Below are 21810 nucleotides of genomic sequence, written 5' to 3'. Positions count from 1 at the left end.
ATAGAAAAAATGAAAAAACACCAGATGTTTCGAAGTTTAAAAGAAAATCCGCTTTTAGAAATCTTTCTTGTTTCTACTAGACTTGGACTTACTTCATTCGGCGGACCTATTGCTCATTTAGGATATTTCCATGAGGAGTATATACGGAGAAGAAAATGGATGGAAGAAAAAAGCTATGCCGATTTAGTTGCATTATGTCAGGTACTACCTGGACCTGCTAGTAGCCAAGTAGGAATAGGAATTGGAGTTATGAGGGCTGGAGTTTTAGGCGGAATTGTTGCTTTTTTAGGATTTACCCTTCCATCTGTTATTGCGTTAATTACTTTTGCTATACTGTTGCAAAGTTTTGGATTTACAGATGCGGGTTGGATACACGGTTTAAAGATTGTAGCTGTTGTAGTAGTGGCTCACGCCATCTTAGGTATGAGTAAGAATTTAACTCCCGATATCAAGAGGAAAACTGTTGCGCTTTTTGCTCTAATAGTAACTCTACTATGGCAAACTGCTTTTACCCAAATCGGAGTGATTATTTTATCTGGATGTATAGGGTTTCTATTGTACAGAAATCAGACAATTGATGAAACGTCAGAAGAAGTGAAATTTCCTATATCCCATCGTTTTGCTATTATATGTTTGTCTTTATTTTTCGGCTTACTTATTGCTTTACCAATACTGAGGGAAGCAACAAACTCAAATTGGATTGCCATGTTTGATAGTTTTTACCGCGCTGGTTCACTCGTTTTTGGCGGAGGGCATGTCGCATTACCTTTGCTTGAGAGAGAATTCGTACCAGCAGGGTGGCTTAGTGAAGAACAATTTTTGGCTGGTTATGGAGCATCACAAGCTGTGCCAGGTCCTTTATTTACTTTTGCATCGTATATAGGGGCTGTTATTCATGGTTGGCAAGGTGGATTATTAGCAACTGTAGCTATTTTCTTACCAGCCTTCCTTCTGATATTAGGAACTTTACCTTTTTGGAATTCTATAAGACGTAATTCTATCATTAAAGGTTCTTTAATGGGTATAAATGCTGCCGTTGTTGGTATTTTAATCGCAGCACTCTACCATCCAATCTGGACAAGCTCGATTTTATCAGCCATTGATTTCGCTTTTGCAGCTTTGTTGTTCAGTCTCTTGGTATTCTGGAAATTGCCACCTTGGGTAATCGTTATAATAGGTGCAATAGGCGGATTTTTATTGTCATTTATCTAATAAACCTTGATATGCGCCTAGGCTTTTGCGAAGATAAAGACAACTTGGTATTTGCCAAGCTTTAGCGATGAGAGTAAAAAATGCACTTCAACTAGCCAAGGCTAAGTGAAGTGCATTTTAAATTATGATACTACTATATGATTACTTACAACTAATCATCGATCGTTGACACATCGCCTGTCGGCATGTTCAACTCCCTAGCCTTTAATACTCGGCGCATTATCTTTCCACTGCGTGTCTTCGGAAGCTTATCACGCACTTCAATGATTCTAGGCCTTGCATGGGCTGCTAACTTCTCACGAATGAAATTCATGATATCTTCTTTCAATTCGTCAGATTCCTTAAAGCCTTGACGCAATGTAATGTAAGCTTTCACAACTTCGCCGCGAATTGGGTCAGGTACACCAATAACCCCTGCTTCCGCGACTGCTGGATGCTCGACAAGCTTACTCTCCACTTCAAATGGACCTACTCGTTCGCCCATCGTATTGATAACATCATCAATTCTTCCTTCGAACCAGAAATACCCATCCTCGTCCTTATAAGCAGAATCTCCTGAGATGTACCATCCATTTAAGAAATAATCATTATATTTCTTCGGATTGTTCCAGATCATTCTCATCATTCCAGGCCACTTTGGTTTAATTGCTAGGTTACCTAATTCGTTCGGCTCCATCGGCTGTCCAATGTGGTCAACAATATCGACATGGATGCCTGGAAGTGGTTTCCCCATAGAGCCCAATTTAATTGGAAGTGCAGGAAAATTCGCTACAATCGTCGATCCTGTCTCTGTCATCCACCAGTTGTCGTAGATAGGTATATCGAATGTATCCACTCCCCATTTAATTATCTCTGGGTTTAAAGGCTCCCCAGCAGACAAAATATGTCGAAGCGAAGATAAATCATAAGATTTGGAAATCTCTGCACCCGACGCCATTAGCATACGAAATGCTGTAGGTGCACTAAACCAAACGGTAACTTTATATTTCTGGATTGTTGCATACCATTCCTCAGGGTTAAATCTACCTCCGCGCATGACAACAGGAGTGCTATTTAACCAAGGTGCCCACATGCCAGCACTTGTCCCTGTAATCCATCCTGGATCTGCGACACACCAATATATATCATCTGGTCGCAAGTCATATGCGTATTTCCCCGATAAATACATATGTACCATCGCATAATGACTCAGCAATACGCCCTTAGGTTTACCAGTTGAACCTGATGTATAATGAATCATCATTCCGTCGTCTTTACTAACTAGCTCGACAAAAGGCGAGTCATCCTGTCTCATAATCTCCTGGTACGTAACTTGCCTTTTTCCAGGATCTGCTTCATCTGCACCAACCAAGATAACATGCTTTAACTCAGGGAGTTCATGCAATGGTATACGCGATAGTAGCTCCTTCGTAGTTACAACGACCTTAGCATCACTATCTTCTAAGCGGTCCTTCACTGCTTTTTCCATAAAAGCTTCAAATAACGGTCCACCGATTGCACCAATCCGAATCGCGCCTAATAAAGCAACATAATACTCCGGTGTTCTTGGCAAGAAAATAAAGACTCGGTCCCCTTTTTCAACGTTGAGATTCTGTAGCCCACGAGCAAAACGACAGGACAGTTTTTGTAGCTTTTCGTATGTATATTGCTCGTCACGTGTTCCATCACAGAAATATAATGCAATTTCCCCAGCATGTCCTTCTTCGCACTTACGGTCAATTGCTTCATAGACTATATTGCACTTTTCTTGTCCGTACCATGAGAAACCCTTTTCCACTGTTTCCCATTGGAAATTGCTCACTGCCTCATCATACTGTTGCATATTGGCATCTTCAATCGTCCTAGTTATGACTTCCGTACTTTTTTTCATTGCGACCACCTTCCTCTATCTTATCTTTCATTATACACATATTCCCTAACGAGATATCCCTAACGATTTACTTATTTATATTTTACTATAATTAGCTTAAAAATATATACCAATTTTGCGTTCCTTAAATACTGTTGACATTTTTTTATGAATATGGAAGAATTACATCTATTCTTTTGATTTTCCTATGGGGGATTTTGCATGAAACATAAGACTTTAATTGCTGATATACTATTAATTATTGTGGCCTTTATATGGGGTGCTACGTTTGTCATCGTTAAGAATGCGATTGATATACTACCGCCGTTTTCCTTCAATGCGATTCGTTTCTTCATTGCTTCTGTGTTCTTACTATTAATCATGCTTATTTTTTACCGTAAGCCATTAAAAGAATTGAATGGTAGTACTTGGATTGCTGGATTTTTTATCGGTGTTTTCCTTTTCGCCGGCTATGCTTTCCAAACCTTTGGACTTTTATATACGACAGCATCGAAAGCTGGTTTTATCACTGGATTATCCGTAGTCTTGGTACCACTATTTGCCGTATTGTTCTTTAAAGAATATATCCGCCGTCAGTTTGTGATTGGAATTTCATTTGCTATGGTTGGATTGTTTCTACTATCTGTAAATAGCAATTGGAATATCGCTTATGGCGATTTTCTAGTGTTTCTGTGCGCTATCGCGTATGCACTTCATATTATCACTGTCGGGAAGTACGCACCAACTCATAACGTGTTTTCCTTAGCCCTTATCCAAATATCTGTTGTTAGCTTATTGAATTTCATTGCTGCTTTTCTATTTGAAGATCTAGGCCAGACATTTCAGATGCAAACCCTCATGGCACCAGACGTATACTGGGCGCTACTGATTACTGCAATCTTTGCTACTGCACTAGCCTTCTTAGTGCAAACCAGTGCGCAAAAGTTCACAACACCGACGAAGACAGCTTTAATCTTCTCTACTGAACCAGTTTTCGCTGCTGTGACTGCGTTCTGGCTAGCGGGCGAAGTGTTAGTGATGCGCGAGTGGATTGGATGTGCCTTAATTCTGTTCGGAATGATTGTCGCTGAGCTACCAAGCTCTTCTGAAAAGAAAGCAAGGGTACTAATAAAACAGCAAAATGAGATAGAAAGCGAGTTATAGCCATGAATCAGTTACCACTACTAAAAAAGTCAGTCGTCACTGCGATACAGATTACATTTTTATACACGATCTATTTCTTGTGTGGTAAAATAATAGACTTTTTACATTGGCCACTTCCCGCGGGTGTAATTGGTATGATTGTTTTGTTCGGGTTACTACTGTCTGGTATAGTACCTATGAAATGGGTGGAATCGGGTGGGAATCTCTTATTGAACAACTTACCCTTTATGTTTATAGCAGTTGCCGTAGGTCTTATGCCTTTCGGGCAGCTATTTCTCACTCATTGGTTTTCTATGTTAGTCACAGTGCTTATCAGCACTGCTGTAGGGATATATGTCACGGGTGCGGTCACACAGTTCCTCAAGCAATATTTCAAGGATAAAAAACGAAAGGATATGGTGAACGATGATCAGCATACTCACTCTCTTTAGCATTTCGTTGACAGTGCTTGCTTATATACTAAGCTTACGCATCGGTTCCCGCTATCCAAACCCTTTCACCACCCCTGTATTCTTAGGAACTGCTATGATTATTAGTACGTTTCTCTTATTAGGTCTGACTTACGAGACATATAAGCCGGCCCGTGAAATCATTACGTTCTTCTTAGGTCCTGCAACAGTTGCACTGGCAATTCCATTATATAAGCGTTTCGCAGCCCTTAAGAAGCACTGGCTACCAGCACTCACAGGAGTTGTATATGGAACAATCATTGCAATCCTCTGTGCCGCTAGCTTAAGCTATGTATTTCATTTCAATCGCGATATGACTCTAGCAATGATTACGAAAGGCGTTACCGTCCCTATTGCTCTAGAGATTACTCATATCTTCCAGGGCGATCCAGCACTGGCTGCAGCGTTTGTAGTAGCTACAGGGACTGCTGGAACAATGTTAGGTCCATGGCTGATGGATGTATTGAAAATTTCTGACCCGATGGCTCGCGGTGTTGCCATGGGAACGATTGCCCACGGGCAAGGAACAGCTGCCGCAATGCGCGAAGGTGAACTTCAAGGTGCTATGGCAGGGGTCGCTATGGGGGTAGCGGCTATATTTACAGCGTTTATCGCCCCTATATTACTTCCTTTCCTCCTGCCGTAACCTATAAGTGATAATCTCTCTTCCTCTAGAACAATTGAAACAACCAACTCAAGCAAAATTGATTATCCGAAGAAGTCTACTAATCCCTACAGACCTAGTGCTAGCTTATCGTTAGCCAAGGTCTATTGTTTTTCCACTCTACTTCTACAGGCACATTGAAAAACTCTGTCATACTTTCCGTTGCCAGCACATCTCGCGACTTACCCGCTTGATAGATTTCCCCCTCACGAAGTAATAAGGTATGCGAGAATACCGGCAATATCTCTTCCACATGATGTGTCACATAGAGTAATGTCGGCGCATCTTCTTTTTTTGCCAGTTGATCAATCGTGCTTAACAGGTGTTCGCGGGCAAATACATCTAGCCCCGTACATGGTTCATCCAGAATCAACAGCTTCGGTGAGCTCATCAATGCCCGGGCGATAAGAATTCGCTGACGCTCCCCTTGGGATAGTGTCTGATAACTGCGTAGAGCTAAATGTGAGCATCCTAATTCATTGATTAGCTGATTGGCCTTTACTATATCTTCCTCTTCTGGTATATCGAATAACCCTATCGATGCATACTTTCCACTGAGTACGATTTCTAAAGATGTTTCGCTTTTGTATAGTTTCTCTTGTAGGGATGTGCTAACCCAACCAATCGACTTTCTTAGCACCCTAAGATCAACCGTTCCGAAAAGTTGGCCGAGTACAGATACTTGTCCCTTCGTTGGCCAGATATAGCCGTTGACCATATTTAATAACGTCGTCTTCCCTGAACCATTGAGCCCTACAATCGCCCAATGTTCTCCGTCTTTGACTTCCCAGTTTATATCTTTTAATAGATACTTCTTCTCACGAATCCAGTTTACATGCTCCATTTTAATCATCATCGTTGTCACCATCCACGTTTATAAGTTTCAATTTATAAGTTTAATAAATGCATCCTATAGTCTTCTTTATTCTATCAACCAATGAAAAAACGTACAACCATATAAAAGTTGTACGTCTTGCTTCTTTAATCATCATGCGTGTTTAATTGTACAGTAGATGATTGCTATACATCTAAATTCGGTCGTATATCGCAGGCGCTATAGATGACCTTCCATACTTCTTCTTTGCCAAGCCCAGTCTCACTGGAAAAAAGGATTGGATGTTTCCCTTTCGGCATGCCTAATTCTTCACGAATGACTTTCGCATGTCGAGGAACATGAGTCTTCGGCAATTTGTCTTGCTTGGTTGCGATGACTTCATGTGGAATATCAAAGTGGCATAACCACTCATACATTAATATATCATTCTTCGATGGTGGATGGCGCAAGTCGATGACATGGAATACAGTTCTTAGTTGTTCACGCGTTGTTAAGTAGGTTTCAATCATGTTGCCCCATTCTTCGCGCTTACTCTTCGATACCTTTGCATACCCATAGCCTGGTAAATCTACAAAATGCATCATTTCATTGATTAAATAGAAGTTCAACGTTTGCGTCTTTCCTGGCTGAGAACTTGTTCTCGCAAGATTCTTCCGATGGATCAATGTGTTGATAAACGACGATTTGCCCACATTCGAGCGACCGATTAACGCGACTTCTGGAACTTGTAGTGTCGGATATTGTTCAGGCTGGACAGCAGAAATAACAATTTCAGCTTTTGTTACTTTCATACTATTTCACCTCAATTGTCGTACTAGCATCTTTTCCTGGACGTAGTGCCAGCTTTAAGACTTCATCCAAATGCTCAACTAAATGTACTTTTATTGTCTTACGTACACTTTCTGGAACATCCTCTAAATCCTTTTCATTCTCTTTCGGAAGCAGTACTGTTGTAATACCAGAGCGATGGGCACTTAGGATCTTTTCCTTTACTCCACCGATTGGTAACACCCTACCTCTAAGTGTGATTTCACCAGTCATAGCAACTTCTTTAGCAATTGGAATCCCTGTAAAAGCAGAAACCATCGCTGTTGCCATTGAGATACCCGCAGAAGGTCCATCTTTCGGAGTGGCCCCTTCTGGAACGTGAATATGCACATCGTACTTTTCATAGAAATCCGATTCAATCTTCAACGCATCGCTACGAGAGCGAATATAGCTGAAGGCTGCCTGGGCTGATTCTTGCATGACAGAACCAAGCTTACCCGTTAATGTTAGCTTGCCTTTGCCCTTCGTAATAGCGACTTCGATAGATAGAATATCTCCACCCATCTCCGTCCATGCTAGTCCTGTTGCTACACCAACCTGGTCTTCCTTCTCAGCAAGACCAAAACGGAATCGTGATGCACCAAGATACTTACTTAAGTTGGCAGCGGTATACTGCACTCTCTTCTTCTCGCGAGAAACAAGAATTTTTGCAGCTTTTCTACACAGGTTTGCTAATTGTCTTTCTAAGTTACGTACACCTGCTTCGCGAGTATACTCACGAATGACCTTCTCCACAACTTCTTCGTTAATGCGCACTTGGTCTTTGGTTAAACCGTGCTCTCTCAATTGTTTAGGAAGTAAATACCCCTCAGCAATTTTCTTCTTCTCAAGTTCCGTATAACCAGGAATTTGCACTAACTCCATACGGTCTAATAATGGTCTAGGAATTCCACTAATGCTGTTCGCAGTGGTGATAAACATAACCTTCGATAAGTCGTATGGTATTTCAATATAATGGTCACTAAACGTGTTATTTTGCTCTGGATCTAGTACTTCTAACAATGCAGCAGATGGGTCGCCACGGAAATCCATGCTCATTTTATCGATTTCATCGAGTAAGAACACTGGATTGATAGTGCCAGCAGTTTTCATGCCTTGCATGATACGTCCTGGCATAGAGCCTATATACGTTCTACGATGACCGCGAATTTCTGCTTCATCACGTACTCCACCTAAGGATATACGTACGAACTTGCGGTTAATAGAACGTGCAATGGACTTCGCAAAGGAAGTCTTACCTACCCCTGGCGGTCCTACAAAGCATATAATCGGCCCTTTCAGCTTACCCACCATCTGTTGGACAGCAAGATACTCAAGGATTCTCTCCTTGACTTTATCGAGTCCATAGTGGTCTTCGTTCAGGATTTTCTCACATTCTTTGATTTCAATAGTACCTTCTGTTTCTTCTGACCAAGGTACATCTAATAGCCATTCCACGTAATTACGCGCAACTGTACCTTCTGCTGAACTTTGTGGCATTTTTTCTAAACGTTCAATTTCCTTAATAACCTTTTCTTTAATGTTTTCAGGAAGATTTTTCGCTGCTAATTTCTCACGCAGTTCCATACCTTCTTGAACACGGCTTTCCTTTTCCCCAAGCTCTTTCTGAATCGCTTTCATTTGTTCACGCAAATAATACTCTTTTTGCGTTTTCTCCATTTGTTTCTTGACGCGTTGACTGATTTTCTTTTCAAGTTCAAGAACTTCACGCTCATTATTCAGGATTTCATGAATTTTCTCTAAGCGTTGTACTACATCTGGAGTCTCTAAAAGCTCTTGTTTGTCCTTTAATTTCAAACTCAAATGAGAACCAATTAAATCCGCTAATCTTCCTGGTTCTTCGATGTCACTAATGGTCGATAGGGTCTCTTGACTAATCTTCTTTGACATTTTTATGTATTGCTCGAATTGAGCAAGTACTAAGCGCATTAACGCTTCTGTCTCTAACTTATCGTCATTACTATCTTCCATTACTTCATAATTAGCTTCAAAATATTCATCATTATCCACGAATTCCACAATACGCGCGCGGTCTAATCCTTCCACTAGTACGCGAATCGTATCATTAGGAAGCTTTAGCATTTGGCGAACTTTCGCAATCGTTCCCATATGGAAAATTTCTTCTATTTCAGGTTCATCTATCTGAACATCTTTTTGAGAAACAAGTAGAATCAGACTGTCCTCAACCATTGCTTTTTCTAACGCTCGAATTGATTTTTCACGACCTACGTCGAGATGTAACACCATACTTGGGTAGACGATGAGGCCGCGAAGTGGCATAACCGGTAGGGTTTTATTTTTATTCTCTAATGCCATAATTCTCCCCTCTTTCCAAACCTTATGCTATAGAACTAGTAAAAATTGTTTCAAGGTCTGTTTAACATTTTAACTGAAAAAATATGCTTTGTCTAATATTAAAGCGATTTTAAAGAAAACTAACTTCCGATGGAATTACACTTATTAGATTGTTGATGCAGTTAATATTTCTCCTGTAGGAACTGGGATTCCAATCGGCTCGTCCTGGGTCTGTTCGAAAACTTGATCTAATACATCCACTAAACGTTCTACAGGAATTACTTCGATGCCCTTAACATCTGCAAAAATTTCTTGCCAGTTCTCTTTCGGTATAAATACCTTTTTCACACCAGCAAGTTTAGCCGCTTCCACTTTAGAAATTACGCCACCAACAGGCATAACTTTGCCATGAATGCTGATTTCTCCAGTCATTGCAATAGTATTTGCAATCGGAAGATTTTTAATAGCTGAATAAATACCCGTAGCGATTGTTACACCAGCAGAAGGTCCATCGATTGGAATTCCCCCAGGAAAATTGACATGGATATCAAATTGACTCGCATCCACGTGAAGGTATTTGCGAAGCACCGTCATTACGTTTTCAACGGATCCTTTCGCCATACTCTTACGAGTCACCGTGCGCTTTCCGCCACCAATCGATTCCTCTTCAATTAAACCCGTAACTGTAATTTCACCTTTGCGACCACTAATTACAGGAATTGCAGATACTTCTACCTCAAGAATCGTACCCATATTAGGACCATACACGGCTAGTCCGTTGACATACCCAACCTGTGGCTTGTTCTGAATGCGCTTTTCTTGTCGTGGTGAAATCTGGCTGTTATGCACGACCCACTCGACATCTGCAGCTTTAATATGCTTACGCGCATCTGCAATCGCAAGTCCAGCCGAAATTTGAATAATGTTTACAGCTTCACGACCATTGGTAGCATATTGAGATACGACTTCGATTCCTTTTTCATCAATCGTAAATTCTATTTTGTCTACTGCATTTCTCGCTATCAGTGCAATTTCATGCGGCAATAATGAACGGAAGAAAATTTCCAAGCAACGTGAACGAATCGCCGGGGGAATCTCATCCGCAGTTCTTGTAGTTGCACCCACCATACGGAAATCCGCTGGCAAGCCATTTTGGAAAATATCATGAACGTGACTCGGGATATTCGTATTCTCCGAACTATAATAAGCACTTTCAAGAAATACCTTACGATCTTCAAGTACCTTCAATAACTTATTCATTTGGATTGGATGTAATTCTCCAATTTCATCAATAAATAGTACGCCTCCATGGGCCTTAGTAACGGCACCATACTTTGGCTGCGGGATACCCGCCATACCCATCGCTCCTGCCCCTTGATAAATCGGGTCGTGGACAGAACCAATCAATGGATCAGCGATTCCTCTTTCATCGAAGCGCGCAGTAGTGGCATCCACTTCAGTAAATTTTGCAGTTTCTAAGAACGGAGATTCTGCGTTCATTTTTGCTTCTTCAAGTACAAGTCTGGCAGCAGCAGTTTTCCCTACCCCTGGTGGACCATAGATAATGACGTGCTGAGGATTTGGTCCGCATAACGCAGCGCGAAGGGAGCGTAGACCATCCGTTTGTCCAATAATTTCCGAGAATTTTGTTGGTCTTGTTTTTTCAGATAATGGTTCAGATAAAGAAATGGATCGTAAGTTTTGTAATTTCTCTAATTCTTTCTTCGATTCTCTCTCAACGGCACTTCGATTGGATCGTTGTGACCTCAACAAGTTCCAAAAGTACAATCCAATGACGATTGCAAAAAACGCCTGGACAAAACCAATAATTGAAATCAGTGTCATATTCATAAATCCTCCTAGATGCTTTTGTCATCGTTTACCGAATTGGTAAATCCTATATGTATTATTTCCTAATCCTTCATAGATAAACAATAAATTCTATTTTCATTGCATTCTTTTTCCAATGTATCATTAGGTCTCATGTATAGAAGTTTTTAGATAAAAAAAAGAGAAAGTTATGCGTCATTGACATAGCTCTCTCCATTATTATTGACTGTGCTAACTATAAATTTCTAACTGTTTGCGGATTTCTGTCATATGCTTTTCCCTAGCTGTCGCTAAGTTTTGAAAAAATCTTGCCAGCCCCGTGTCACCAGCATCATCTGCGTTTTGTGCAAATGTATGATAACGAGTGATATGTTCCTGCTCCATTTGCAATGCATCTTTTAGCATATTTTCCATTTTAGACATTTTAATCCCCCTTATGTGTAGATAATCAGAACGTCATGTATATTGTATATTGCGACTTCATTTTTTATGTAACGACATATGTAGCATATGCATTTCAGATTAAATATCTAAATTCTGTGCAAATAAAAAAAGCACTGTACGAATACAGTGCTTTCTCTTATCATGTAGGAGAGATTTGCTTACGCAGTCTCTTCCTTTTTCTTTTTCTTCTTAGTTGTTGGTGCAACCAGTTCAGGCTTTTGCCCGCCTGTAACTACATCCTTGTTGATTAAGCACTTCCCAACATCTTCACGAGAAGGAACTTCGTACATCACATCAAGCATAATACCTTCTAAGATAGAGCGTAAACCACGGGCACCCGTCTTACGTTGGATTGCCTGCTTCGCTACCTCCACCAATGCATCCTGCGCGAATTCCAATTCTACTCCGTCTAATTCAAGTAGTCTCTTATATTGCTTCACAAGGGCATTCTTAGGCTCTGTTAAAATACGAATCAATGCATCTTCATCAAGGTTTTCAAGAGTTGAGATGACTGGTAATCGTCCAATGAATTCCGGAATTAAACCGAATTTCAATAGATCCTCAGGTAAAACATTCTTAAGCATGTTCTCCTTCTTGTCCTCTACAACGGTCTTCACTTCTGCACCAAAACCAATTGCCTTTTTACCCATACGGCGCTTAATAATGGACTCTAAGCCATCAAACGCTCCGCCACATATAAACAGGATATTCGTTGTGTCGATTTGGATGAATTCCTGATGTGGATGCTTGCGCCCACCTTGTGGTGGAACACTAGCAGTTGTACCTTCAAGGATTTTCAGAATTGCTTGTTGTACACCCTCACCAGATACATCACGAGTAATCGAAGGATTCTCAGACTTACGAGCAATCTTATCAATCTCATCGATATATATAATGCCGCGTTCTGCTTTCTCTACATCATAGTCTGCCGCTTGGATTAGTTTCAGAAGAATGTTCTCCACGTCTTCCCCAACGTAACCCGCTTCCGTTAAACTAGTAGCGTCTGCGATTGCGAACGGTACGTCGAGAATCTTAGCCATTGTTTGCGCTAATAATGTTTTCCCGCTTCCCGTAGGACCTACCAATAAGATGTTACTCTTTTGTAGTTCCACATCATCATTTTTTTGCACTGAGTTGATTCTCTTGTAGTGGTTATAGACAGCAACTGCCAAAGTTTTCTTTGCATTTTCTTGACCAATGACATATTGATCTAAAACATCGCGGATTTCCGTAGGCTTCGGAACTTCTTTTAGTTGAAATTCCTCTTCACTACCTAGCTCCTCTTCTACTATTTCAGTGCATAACTCGATGCATTCATCACATATATAAACCCCAGGGCCTGCAACTAATTTGCGGACTTGTTCTTGGGTTTTGCCACAAAAAGAACACTTTAACTGTCCCTTTTCGTCATTAAATTTTAACATCGAGAATTCACTCCTTTACTTTGCTTCTTTAGGGAAAATCACCTCGTCCACTAAACCGTACTCTTTTCCTTCAACCGCATCCATAATATTATCGCGATCAGTGTCCTTCTCGATTTTCTCAAGGGTTTGACCTGTTCTTTCCGCTAATATTTTGTTTAGACGATCTCTAGTCTTAAGAATATGCTCTGCGTGGATCTTAATATCAGATGCTTGACCCTTCACTCCACCAAGTGGTTGGTGAATTAGGATTTCGCTATTTGGTAACGCGAAACGCTTACCTTTTTGACCGGCTGCCAATAGAAATGCTCCCATACTAGCAGCTATGCCAATGCATATAGTAGACACATGTGGTTTAATATACTGCATTGTGTCATAGATCGCTAGGCCTGCTGAAACCGAACCACCTGGACTGTTGATATATAGACTAATGTCTTTATCTGGGTCCTCGGCTGCAAGGAATAATAACTGTGCAACAATGGAGTTCGCCACGTTATCATCGATAGCACTTCCTAGAAATATTATACGATCTTTTAATAATCGTGAATAAATATCGTAAGCTCTTTCGCCACGACCCGTCTGTTCTACGACCATAGGAACTAAATTCATATCTGAGCCCTCCTATTAACGCGTTTTTATATTCTATCCCTGTATGTGTATTTTACACCATTAACAGAAATTACTCTTTAATATATGTGTTATTCTCTACTAAGAACTCCACAGTTTTGCGAATCGCAATCTCATCCTTCAATGAATCAAGGTTCCCTTGCTTTTCAAGTACTGATTTTACTTCAGCAACTTCCTTCTTGTACATTTCAGCAATCTTAGCAACTTCTTCTTCGATTTCAGCTTCCGATACTTCCACGTTCTCCGCTTTAGAGATTGCATCTAGAACTAATTGTGTACGAACGCGCTTTTCAGCATCAGCTGTAAATTGCTTTTCCAAGTCTTCCTTCGTTTGGCCAGTGTAACGGCTATAAAGTTCTAAATTCATGCCTTGGTATTGTAAACGGCGCTCAAAGTCTTCTACCATCATTTGCGTCTCTGACTCGATCATCGGCTCAGGAATTTCTACCGTAGCATTTTCAACAGCCTTATTCACTGCTAAGTCACGCTTGTAGTCCTTCTCTTCTGCTTCTTTCTTAACCTTTAGCTTATTCTCAATATCTTGCTTTAATTCAGCAAGAGTTTCAAATTCGCTTACGTCTTTAGCTAATTCGTCATCTAGTGCAGGAACATTCTTGCGCTTAATTTCGTTAATTTTCACCTTGAATACTACAGGTGCTCCAGCAAGTTCAGCAGCATGATACTCTTCTGGGAAATTAACGCTAATGTCTTTCTCCTCATTTAACTTCATGCCAATTAACTGCTCTTCAAAACCTGGGATAAAGCTACCAGATCCAATTTCTAGAGGGTAATCAGAACCCTTACCACCTGAGAAAGGTACCTCATCTTTGAAACCTTCAAAGTCAATTTTCGTATGATCGCCATCTTGTACTTCGCCATCTTCAACAACTTCTAGCTGTGCATTACGCTCTCTGTATGTATCTAACTCTTTATTGATTTCTTCTTCTGTCACTTCAAACTTTACTTCTTCCTTTAACTCTTGGCCTTTGTATGCGCCAAGTTGAGCTTCAGGCTTTACGAATACTTCAATTGTCAGACGAAGTGGTTGGTCTTTCGCCATGTCTTCGATTTCGATGTCTGGCTTTCCAACAGGAACAATCCCTGACTCTTTTACAGCATTTTCATAAACTTCTGGTAAAATATGATCAAGAGCATCATTGTATAATGATTCTACTCCGAACTTTTGCTCGAAAATTCCACGAGGTACTTTACCCTTTCTAAAACCTGGAACGTTTACTTTTCCTACTACTTTTTTAAATGCAAAATCTAAACCTTTGTTAACCACTTCTGCACTTGCTTCGATTTCTAACTTAACCTTGTTTGTATCAACTTTCTCCCATTTTACACTCATTACAATAAAATCCTCCTTAAATTACTGCCTACATCGTATATGTAATCAGATTCTGTTTTCAAATATAACCATTATATTATAACATAACCAATTTCTTTTTCAAATGATTGTGTATATTCCCTCACAATTCATTATAGCAATCATTGTAGCCAAACTTTTATAGTGGTATTCAGTTGGAAAAATTATGGTTGCAAGAAATTCTGTGCATAGTGCCTTTCAATGACTCCGACCCCAAGTTCCACATAATCCCCATTGAGTACATTGATACGATGACCTTCGCTATTCATCCATGCTTCTACCGCCTCAATCGCATCCTGCTGCCCAGCCGCTATGTTCTCGGCAATCATAGAAAAAGGAATGTTCGCTTTTTCAAAACGATTCAATAACTTCCCATTCTTTGGCGATTCATGAGCAAAAAAATTATTTTGTATCATATCCCGTGCGTGACCGCGAGCAACATCCGATACTTTTGCATTCATCACTAATGGCTGTAGTTGATGTCGTACGCGAATGCTATTCGTAAGATCTAAAATTTGAAGCTCTTGAGCCTTATTCGCCATCTCTTGTTCTTCTGTCGTTGGTGTCGGTGGTTTAATCTCTGGGGCAGTGTTTCTAAGGTACGTCCATTCCATTGTATACCCGCCAGTAGCTAGAAGTGTCGCATGATCACTCAAACGGATACTCGTCAATCGATTTTCATTATGAATATCGAGATATATTTCAATAGCTAAATCTCCGTCAATCACGAGATACTTCATGCCTTCAGTAGATTCTTTGACCCTCAAGTAGAAGTTCGAGTCCCTATGATCAAACGATACTGCATCCTTTAGAGGGTAAATCGCTTGAATTTCATCCATCGTTAATCCAATTTTGAGCGAGTGAAAGCTCCATCCATCGGCATTACTGTATACACTAACCACTTTATCGTTTTGCACTCCCACTTGAAAATAGCGGGTATAATCTTGGTTGTAAATCCACCACGTATAACCGTATGGACTTAAATCTTTGCGGTTTGGCTCACCTAATATAGCAATAAGATTATCGACCGACTCGCCAATAACGATTCCCCTATCAATGCCCTCCATGTAGAATTTCAGAGGGATTTTCTGGATTACTTGCTCCTGCTCTTCTCGAAAAGCAGCCCTTGTTTCTACATTCAATTGCTCTATTGCTATGACAGCTATTTTTTGAGCTTCTTGTCTTTGCATTGTGATCCAATAAGTAGCCCATAATAATCCTAATAACCACAGAGTCCCTATCAATAACTTGGTTTTCTTATAGCGAATTTCCTCTGTAGGCATAGCATTTTCAATGACCGTCTCATCTATGACAGCTTCAACTACGGCTGTTTCATCTAATATATTATGACGATCTTCTTCCGTAGATTGTAGCCGCTCTTCCATGGAGTTTATGTGCTGATTTGCAACTTGTGCTCGAGATAAAGGATAATCACAAAATGGACATTTCTCCAATTTAATCGTTAAAATTTGATGACAATTAGGACAAGCTCCCATCTCATCTCTCCTTTGGCTATTTAATGAAAGCCTACTTGTGAAAACTTCTACTATATATATTCCAATCTAAAATATTCACTCCTATTGTTCTATGAATTACGTAAATTTTCCTGCAAACAAAAAAAATAATGCTTACTATTATAAAATAGTAAGCATTATTTAGTGGGGTGATTGAGGGGACTTGAACCCCCGAGTGCCGGAGCCACAATCCGGTGCGTTGACCACTTCGCCACAACCACCACGATGGCGTGTCAGGAGGGATTCGAACCCCCGACCTACGGCTTAGAAGGCCGTTGCTCTATCCAGCTGAGCTACTGACACATATTATGGAGCGGGTGATGGGAATCGAACCCACGCATCTAGCTTGGAAGGCTAGTGTTCTACCATTGAACTACACCCGCAACTTATATCTAATCTTGCATGGTCGGGGCAGAGGGATTTGAACCCCCGGCCTCTTGGTCCCAAGCCAAGCACTCTACCAAACTGAGCTATACCCCGTAACAGCGACAAGATTCATTGTATCACGCACGACATTACTTGTCAATGTTTTTGAAAGAAATTTTTCATTTCTAATAATGCCATTGCTCGATGACTTATTTCATTCTTGCGTTCTACACCTAGTTCCGCCATCGTTTTCCCTTCCGTTGGTACGAAGAATAACGGATCATATCCAAAGCCTTGACCCCCTTGCGGAGCTTTCAGCACTACACCCTTACATTCTCCTTGAAACGTAAGTGCCTCGTCCATATCAGGCGCGATGTAAGCAATACAGCATACAAAACTAGCTGTCCGTTGCTCATCAGGGACATCACTTAGCTCCCGTAATAACGTCTGGTTATTCTCTTCATCTTGCGCGTTATGACCAGCGAATCTAGCAGAGTAAACCCCCGGCCTTCCATCTAACACGTCAACAGTAATCCCCGAATCATCTGCTAAAGTAGGGAGTCCAGTCGCTTGCATGACCGTCACTGCCTTTTTCACTGCGTTCGCTTCAAACGTCAAACCATCTTCGATAATTTCAGGGATTTCTGGATATTCATCCATGCTGACAACAGTCCATCCTAAGTGTCCAAGATAATGATTGAATTCTTTTACTTTGCCTTTGTTTTTCGTTGCTAAGACAACCTTCATATCTAGTTCTCCCTAATTGAATATAGTTATGTAGTCTCACCACTCTTACAAGCGGGATTTTTGTACTGCCAAGCTCCGAACTAAGCTTTCTTTAAGATTCTGTGGCTTTTGGTGCAAAGTTAATCTCTCCGCTCACTACTTTATCGATAAGCTCCACTGCTTCTGGATCAAGTGCTGCACGTTGAATATCATTAAGGATTTTACAACCCTTTTGCGCAGAATCTAATAAGACCGCTAACTCACTCGCTGAAAAAGGATGTTCTTCGCCAGTCCCTTGTACTTCTACGTATTTACCTTGTCCTGTCATTACCACATTCATATCGACTTGTGCCGCAGAATCTTCTATATAGCATAAGTCTAACACAGGAACGTTATTAATGATTCCTACACTTGTAGCCGATAGGAAGTCCGTCACAGGAATAAAAGATAGCAACCCTTTCTTATAGATGCTATATAGTGCATCAATCAATGCAACATACGCGCCAGTAATCGACGCTGTACGTGTTCCGCCATCTGCTTGAATGACATCACAATCAATCCAAATCGTCCGCTCTCCTAGTTGCTCAAGCACAACTACAGAACGTAGGGCACGACCAATTAAACGTTGGATTTCCATTGTTCTTCCGCCAAGCTTCCCTTTAGCTGCTTCACGAATTGTGCGCACTTGTGTCGCCCTTGGCAGCATCGAGTACTCCGCAGAAATCCATCCTTTTCCTTGTCCACGTAGGAAAGGAGGAACTTTCTCTTCCACCGTTGCTGTACATATGACCTTCGTATCTCCAATTTCTATTAACACGGAACCTTCCGCATGTTTGATATAATTTCGCGTAATTTTTACAGGCCGTATTTCACATATATCTCTTCCATCGTTACGTTCCTTTTCCATGTTCGCCCTCCTAAGTTTGCTCCCTATTTACTCTACCCCAAATATCAATAATATTCCATAAAATATTTAATGTTTGTATAACGGAATAAGTAAACTGTCTTTCGCCATGCTTTCGCGAAGAGCATGCGTTTACCTAATAAAGCAAGAAAAGCATCCCCTTGGGAATGCTAATAGCCATATACTTATAGTAAATACTAATTATAGTTTTCTTATAAAGTTTGAGTATATTCTAAAGACCTACTTTGTTAATCAATTGTGGTCTCGTCATAGTCGGCTGTGCTTCTGGGCTATCTGCTAACACAGGTACCTGGCCATTGATTGTAATCTTCACTTGCTCAATGTCCTTCCCCTCTGTTAAACCAAGAAGCAGTGATTGCATGACACTTAACTCACCTTGCGACCCTGGACCATATGTAGTTAACTTATCATCGAAGTCGATGTGTAACGTTGTGCCCTTTTTATCTAACTTGTTAATCTTTGTTGTAGGAACAGTTGCTGAGAATAAGAAGTCGTGAATTGGACCTTTTAACGTCTCTTGTACGACTGCTTCTAATGGGTTACTATTTCTTGGAATAACACGTGTAACAGGCACGAAGTACATTTCACCAATGCTATCTACCGCTTGGAAATATAGTGTAACCTGAGAAGTCAGGGCTGGGCTACTGATATTCGCCTGCCCTGATACTTCAACATTAATCCCCATCGAGCGAGTCACAGGCTCAGTTAATGGCGTTCCACCAACTGGCATTGCCTCTAGGAATTGTCCCTCAACCATAAATTGTACGCTATCAATTGTCGGGAACTCAGTCAGTGTCCAAACAACTGCCTCTATCATTTTACGTTCTTCTGCTTTTGTATCATAATTCAAGAATTCTTTGCTGAAATTTACTCTTGCTACACCTTCGTTAATTGCCATTCCTAACACTTGCGTACCCGCTGGTAACACTGGTACTAGATTCGTTCCTGCAATTTGAGTTAATGCAGGTCCGCCCTTAGTCATATACTTTAGTGTCTCTTTTGCAATTCCTTCCGCCTTAGGAATTTGGATTGCCATTGGCACTACCATTTCATTTCCGTCGACGAAGTAAACACTTAATTCTATGATATCCGATACAGTAAATGTACCACCTTCATTGGTAACTAAATCGCCTTGTTCTAAAATTGGAATCATAGATAAATCCGGTGGCGGATCAATTGAGTTCCCTGCTTCCTTTTCTGGACCAAAGAGACCACACCCTACTAAAGAAAAGGTCAAGACAGTAGCCATCAATAATAACCACAATTTTCTATTTCTCATATTATTTGCCTCCTCCACATCAGTTCTCATAACATGTATACGAGCCTTTATGGATTTTATTCTTATTTTTGAAAATAAGTGAGACAAATTCTTTTAAAAGTTTTTGCAAACCTTGTTCATTTTAAAAACTAGCCCTATTAATCATGAAACTGCTTATATGCAGCGCCAATTGCTCCATTAAATTCAGGGTATTCTGGAATAATAATCTCTGCGTTCATGCGCTGTTTTAACAATTGGTAGATTCCTTGATTCTTCGCCACACCACCTGTGAAAATAATCGTATCACTGTGTAGCTTTAATAATAGCGGTTCGACTCGTTTGACAATCGTATCATTAATTCCTGCTGCTAATTCCTCTTTCGAATAGCCTTCGGAGATTTTCCCAATTAACTCTGACTCCCCGAACACCGCACAAGTGGCATTCAATTCGACGGGATGCTCATAATGCTCCGCTAGATCTTCTAAAGGAATTCCAAGTACCGTAGCCATATTTTCCAGAAATCTTCCTGAACTTGCAGCACATTTATCGTTGGTGATAAAATCAACCATCTTATGATCTCGCACCTGAATCACCTTACTATCCTGTCCACCTAAATCTAGCAATGTGAAATCCTTCAATCCCACCTGATAAATCGCCCCTAAAAGGTGTGCCTCAAGCTCTGCGATTTGACTAGCACCAGCTAGTTTTAATGTATTTCTTCCATATCCCGTCGATGTAATACCTTCGACATTTTGTAGCTGTAATTTCGTGAAGTCAACTTTAAACTCGTCATTGACCTTACGGCCGAATTGACGATAAAAATCTATTGTATTGTACATAGTGACATCCTCTACACCCTGCTCGGAAAGAATCACTACCTTTACACTGCGACTCCCCAAATCAATACCACAAAAGCGCTTTTGCGTTGTGGTCATTGTGCTAATCGTTGGATTCCCGGTGTGGTTGAGACTTCTACTGATATTTCTAGTGAGATTTCTAGTGAGATTCTCACCTTGACCAAAGCTATTCGCCATTACCTCGTTGCTTTGCTTTTTCTTTTGCTTTAGCATATCAACAAAGGAATCAATGCGAATCTTCGTCCTTGCATCTACAGCACCAGGACGGTCTGCCTCAAGGGTCAAAATCGGAAGATCGATATATTTCTTAAATACGATGTCATCAATTTGACGGTGACAGAACGATTGCGTGTAATGCACAATTCCATCTAGGTTCCGCCTTTCAATCTCTTTCTTAATATCTTGTAGGCGGAAATGCACATCATAAGGGTATGTGTATTGCGAATACTGCTCCACTAAGTCTTCCACGAAATAAGGCATGACAAATTGCCGTTGCACTTCATTAAACACTACGAATGCACCGTTTGCCTCAAGATATTCATATAAGTCCGATAAGATTGGCGGCACGCCAATATAGCCAATGCGTAGCGCCTGCTTGAAGGGCACCCTTGACCTTACCTCTTCTAATAACTCATCCAGTTGCTTTTCAAACGCTTGTGGGTCTGATAGGAAATCGCTACAGCATACCTGCCAGAGATGATTCTCAAAGCCAGTGACTTTCCCTTCTTCCCATGTCAGTCGGTCAAGCTCCACAACCTTCCTTCTCAGCCGGTCGAGTTCTTCTTTCACTTTCATCACTACATCCCAGTTCGTCCCCAGAGCACCCATAAGCTTGTCCATTTCGTGACGTAGCGCCTGTTGATCACGATCATAGGGATAGGCGAAAGGAATAGCTTCCACTCCATGGGTCTTTAATGTCTCCATCAATGAATGTGTATAACTGCAATCTCCGACCATGACTCCAATAACCTTTTGAATCTGGTGCTCAAGAATCGCTCCATATAAACCCTTAATCCAGCTACAGGAAGTGCGTGGATAGCCGGTTTTTTCTGCATGTTCAATACACTTCATCGGGTTATCTGCTGTCACGAATAAATTATTGACATCAACAGCTATATTCCCGCTGGCTAATATAATTTCCACTGGAACTGTGGTTGTTAAACCAATCTTCATAATA

The 21810-nt window shown here is 40.8% G+C and carries 18 protein-coding genes, 4 tRNA genes and 1 pseudogene; 4 read left to right on the top strand and 19 right to left on the bottom strand.

Features of this window, described 5'->3' with window-relative positions:
• Window positions 1-9: 9 nt before the first annotated feature.
• Window positions 10-1212, top strand: a complete 1203-nt coding sequence (locus tag BHU72_RS14925) for a chromate transporter (protein WP_069703426.1) — start codon at window positions 10-12, stop codon at window positions 1210-1212.
• A gap of 151 nt (window positions 1213-1363) precedes the next feature.
• Here the strand turns inward: BHU72_RS14925 and acsA are convergent, their stop codons facing one another.
• Complete coding sequence (gene acsA / locus BHU72_RS14920; protein WP_069703425.1) at window positions 1364-3082, bottom strand: acetate--CoA ligase; 1719 nt, start codon at window positions 3080-3082, stop codon at window positions 1364-1366.
• 201 nt (window positions 3083-3283) lie between these two features.
• Here acsA and BHU72_RS14915 point away from each other — a divergent pair, with 201 nt between their 5' ends.
• From BHU72_RS14915 to BHU72_RS14905, 3 genes are read left to right on the top strand one after another with little or no spacing between them, the layout of a single operon-like run.
• Window positions 3284-4225 carry a DMT family transporter gene (locus BHU72_RS14915; RefSeq protein WP_069703424.1) on the top strand — a complete coding sequence of 314 codons (942 nt, stop codon included), beginning with the start codon at window positions 3284-3286 and terminating at the stop codon, window positions 4223-4225.
• Between the two features lie 2 nt (window positions 4226-4227).
• Window positions 4228-4656, top strand: coding sequence for a CidA/LrgA family protein (locus BHU72_RS14910; protein ID WP_069703423.1), 429 nt, complete (start codon window positions 4228-4230; stop codon window positions 4654-4656).
• Window positions 4657-4669: 13 nt separating this feature from the next.
• Complete coding sequence (locus BHU72_RS14905; protein WP_176720511.1) at window positions 4670-5320, top strand: LrgB family protein; 651 nt, start codon at window positions 4670-4672, stop codon at window positions 5318-5320.
• Window positions 5321-5420: 100 nt separating this feature from the next.
• Here BHU72_RS14905 and BHU72_RS14900 read toward each other — a convergent pair whose 3' ends face one another.
• The 18 genes and pseudogenes from BHU72_RS14900 to BHU72_RS16600 all read right to left on the bottom strand — a co-directional run.
• Entirely contained in the window at window positions 5421-6194 is a 774-nt protein-coding gene (locus BHU72_RS14900; protein WP_069703421.1) for an ABC transporter ATP-binding protein, read from the bottom strand.
• Between the two features lie 164 nt (window positions 6195-6358).
• Window positions 6359-6964: a ribosome biogenesis GTP-binding protein YihA/YsxC gene (gene yihA / locus BHU72_RS14895; RefSeq protein WP_069703420.1), complete on the bottom strand. Its 606-nt coding sequence runs from the start codon at window positions 6962-6964 to the stop codon at window positions 6359-6361.
• Between the two features lies 1 nt (window position 6965).
• A complete protein-coding gene (gene lon / locus BHU72_RS14890; RefSeq protein ID WP_069703419.1) occupies window positions 6966-9317 on the bottom strand; it encodes an endopeptidase La in 2352 nt (783 codons plus the stop codon).
• Window positions 9318-9461: 144 nt separating this feature from the next.
• Window positions 9462-11141 carry an ATP-dependent protease LonB gene (lonB, locus tag BHU72_RS14885; RefSeq protein WP_301553553.1) on the bottom strand — a complete coding sequence of 560 codons (1680 nt, stop codon included), beginning with the start codon at window positions 11139-11141 and terminating at the stop codon, window positions 9462-9464.
• 216 nt (window positions 11142-11357) lie between these two features.
• Window positions 11358-11549, bottom strand: a complete 192-nt coding sequence (locus BHU72_RS14880) for a ferritin-like domain-containing protein (protein WP_069703417.1) — start codon at window positions 11547-11549, stop codon at window positions 11358-11360.
• 179 nt (window positions 11550-11728) lie between these two features.
• On the bottom strand, window positions 11729-12994 hold the full coding sequence (clpX, locus tag BHU72_RS14875; RefSeq protein ID WP_069703416.1) for an ATP-dependent protease ATP-binding subunit ClpX: 1266 nt from the start codon (window positions 12992-12994) through the stop codon (window positions 11729-11731).
• Window positions 12995-13009: 15 nt separating this feature from the next.
• A complete protein-coding gene (gene clpP, locus BHU72_RS14870) occupies window positions 13010-13600 on the bottom strand; it encodes an ATP-dependent Clp endopeptidase proteolytic subunit ClpP (protein WP_069703415.1) in 591 nt (196 codons plus the stop codon).
• Window positions 13601-13670: 70 nt separating this feature from the next.
• On the bottom strand, window positions 13671-14969 hold the full coding sequence (gene tig / locus BHU72_RS14865) for a trigger factor (protein ID WP_069703414.1): 1299 nt from the start codon (window positions 14967-14969) through the stop codon (window positions 13671-13673).
• A gap of 182 nt (window positions 14970-15151) precedes the next feature.
• The gene (locus tag BHU72_RS14860; protein WP_069703413.1) at window positions 15152-16483 is read right to left on the bottom strand and encodes a CAP domain-containing protein; all 1332 of its coding nucleotides are present in this window, start codon (window positions 16481-16483) and stop codon (window positions 15152-15154) included.
• A gap of 163 nt (window positions 16484-16646) precedes the next feature.
• Window positions 16647-16722: transfer RNA gene (locus BHU72_RS14855), tRNA-His, on the bottom strand.
• Between the two features lie 5 nt (window positions 16723-16727).
• Window positions 16728-16804, bottom strand: a tRNA-Arg gene (locus tag BHU72_RS14850).
• Window positions 16805-16810: 6 nt separating this feature from the next.
• Window positions 16811-16884, bottom strand: a tRNA-Gly gene (locus tag BHU72_RS14845).
• Between the two features lie 20 nt (window positions 16885-16904).
• Window positions 16905-16981, bottom strand: a tRNA-Pro gene (locus BHU72_RS14840).
• A 42-nt stretch (window positions 16982-17023) separates the two neighbouring features.
• Window positions 17024-17614, bottom strand: coding sequence for an XTP/dITP diphosphatase (locus BHU72_RS14835; protein WP_069703412.1), 591 nt, complete (start codon window positions 17612-17614; stop codon window positions 17024-17026).
• Window positions 17615-17705: 91 nt separating this feature from the next.
• Complete coding sequence (rph, locus tag BHU72_RS14830; protein WP_069703411.1) at window positions 17706-18500, bottom strand: ribonuclease PH; 795 nt, start codon at window positions 18498-18500, stop codon at window positions 17706-17708.
• A gap of 229 nt (window positions 18501-18729) precedes the next feature.
• Entirely contained in the window at window positions 18730-19797 is a 1068-nt protein-coding gene (locus tag BHU72_RS14825; RefSeq protein ID WP_069703410.1) for a GerMN domain-containing protein, read from the bottom strand.
• Window positions 19798-19934: 137 nt separating this feature from the next.
• The gene (locus BHU72_RS16605) at window positions 19935-20711 is read right to left on the bottom strand and encodes an acyl-CoA dehydratase activase (protein WP_254006246.1); all 777 of its coding nucleotides are present in this window, start codon (window positions 20709-20711) and stop codon (window positions 19935-19937) included.
• Window positions 20712-20837: 126 nt separating this feature from the next.
• Window positions 20838-21809 (bottom strand): annotated as a pseudogene (locus tag BHU72_RS16600) (2-hydroxyacyl-CoA dehydratase family protein); the annotation flags it as partial.
• Window position 21810 lies beyond the last annotated feature (1 nt).

This window comes from Desulfuribacillus stibiiarsenatis (assembly GCF_001742305.1).
Taxonomy (GTDB): Bacteria; Bacillota; Bacilli; order Desulfuribacillales; family Desulfuribacillaceae; genus Desulfuribacillus_A; species Desulfuribacillus_A stibiiarsenatis.
This window is presented reverse-complemented; position numbering and strand designations above follow the sequence as displayed.

Excerpts from the sequence above, each read along its gene's own strand:
- BHU72_RS14910 (WP_069703423.1), top strand. The coding sequence starts at position 4,228 with ATGAATCAGTTACCACTACTAAAAAAGTCAGTCGTCACTGCGATACAG.
- BHU72_RS16605 (WP_254006246.1), bottom strand. The coding sequence starts at position 20,711 with ATGACCACAACGCAAAAGCGCTTTTGTGGTATTGATTTGGGGAGTCGC.
- lon (WP_069703419.1), bottom strand. The coding sequence starts at position 9,317 with ATGGCATTAGAGAATAAAAATAAAACCCTACCGGTTATGCCACTTCGC.
- acsA (WP_069703425.1), bottom strand. The coding sequence starts at position 3,082 with ATGAAAAAAAGTACGGAAGTCATAACTAGGACGATTGAAGATGCCAAT.
- rph (WP_069703411.1), bottom strand. The coding sequence starts at position 18,500 with ATGGAAAAGGAACGTAACGATGGAAGAGATATATGTGAAATACGGCCT.
- yihA (WP_069703420.1), bottom strand. The coding sequence starts at position 6,964 with ATGAAAGTAACAAAAGCTGAAATTGTTATTTCTGCTGTCCAGCCTGAA.
- BHU72_RS14880 (WP_069703417.1), bottom strand. The coding sequence starts at position 11,549 with ATGTCTAAAATGGAAAATATGCTAAAAGATGCATTGCAAATGGAGCAG.
- BHU72_RS14825 (WP_069703410.1), bottom strand. The coding sequence starts at position 19,797 with ATGAGAAATAGAAAATTGTGGTTATTATTGATGGCTACTGTCTTGACC.
- lonB (WP_301553553.1), bottom strand. The coding sequence starts at position 11,141 with ATGACACTGATTTCAATTATTGGTTTTGTCCAGGCGTTTTTTGCAATC.
- clpP (WP_069703415.1), bottom strand. The coding sequence starts at position 13,600 with ATGAATTTAGTTCCTATGGTCGTAGAACAGACGGGTCGTGGCGAAAGA.
- tig (WP_069703414.1), bottom strand. The coding sequence starts at position 14,969 with ATGAGTGTAAAATGGGAGAAAGTTGATACAAACAAGGTTAAGTTAGAA.
- BHU72_RS14860 (WP_069703413.1), bottom strand. The coding sequence starts at position 16,483 with ATGGGAGCTTGTCCTAATTGTCATCAAATTTTAACGATTAAATTGGAG.
- BHU72_RS14900 (WP_069703421.1), bottom strand. The coding sequence starts at position 6,194 with ATGATGATTAAAATGGAGCATGTAAACTGGATTCGTGAGAAGAAGTAT.
- BHU72_RS14925 (WP_069703426.1), top strand. The coding sequence starts at position 10 with ATGAAAAAACACCAGATGTTTCGAAGTTTAAAAGAAAATCCGCTTTTA.
- clpX (WP_069703416.1), bottom strand. The coding sequence starts at position 12,994 with ATGTTAAAATTTAATGACGAAAAGGGACAGTTAAAGTGTTCTTTTTGT.
- BHU72_RS14835 (WP_069703412.1), bottom strand. The coding sequence starts at position 17,614 with ATGAAGGTTGTCTTAGCAACGAAAAACAAAGGCAAAGTAAAAGAATTC.
- BHU72_RS14915 (WP_069703424.1), top strand. The coding sequence starts at position 3,284 with ATGAAACATAAGACTTTAATTGCTGATATACTATTAATTATTGTGGCC.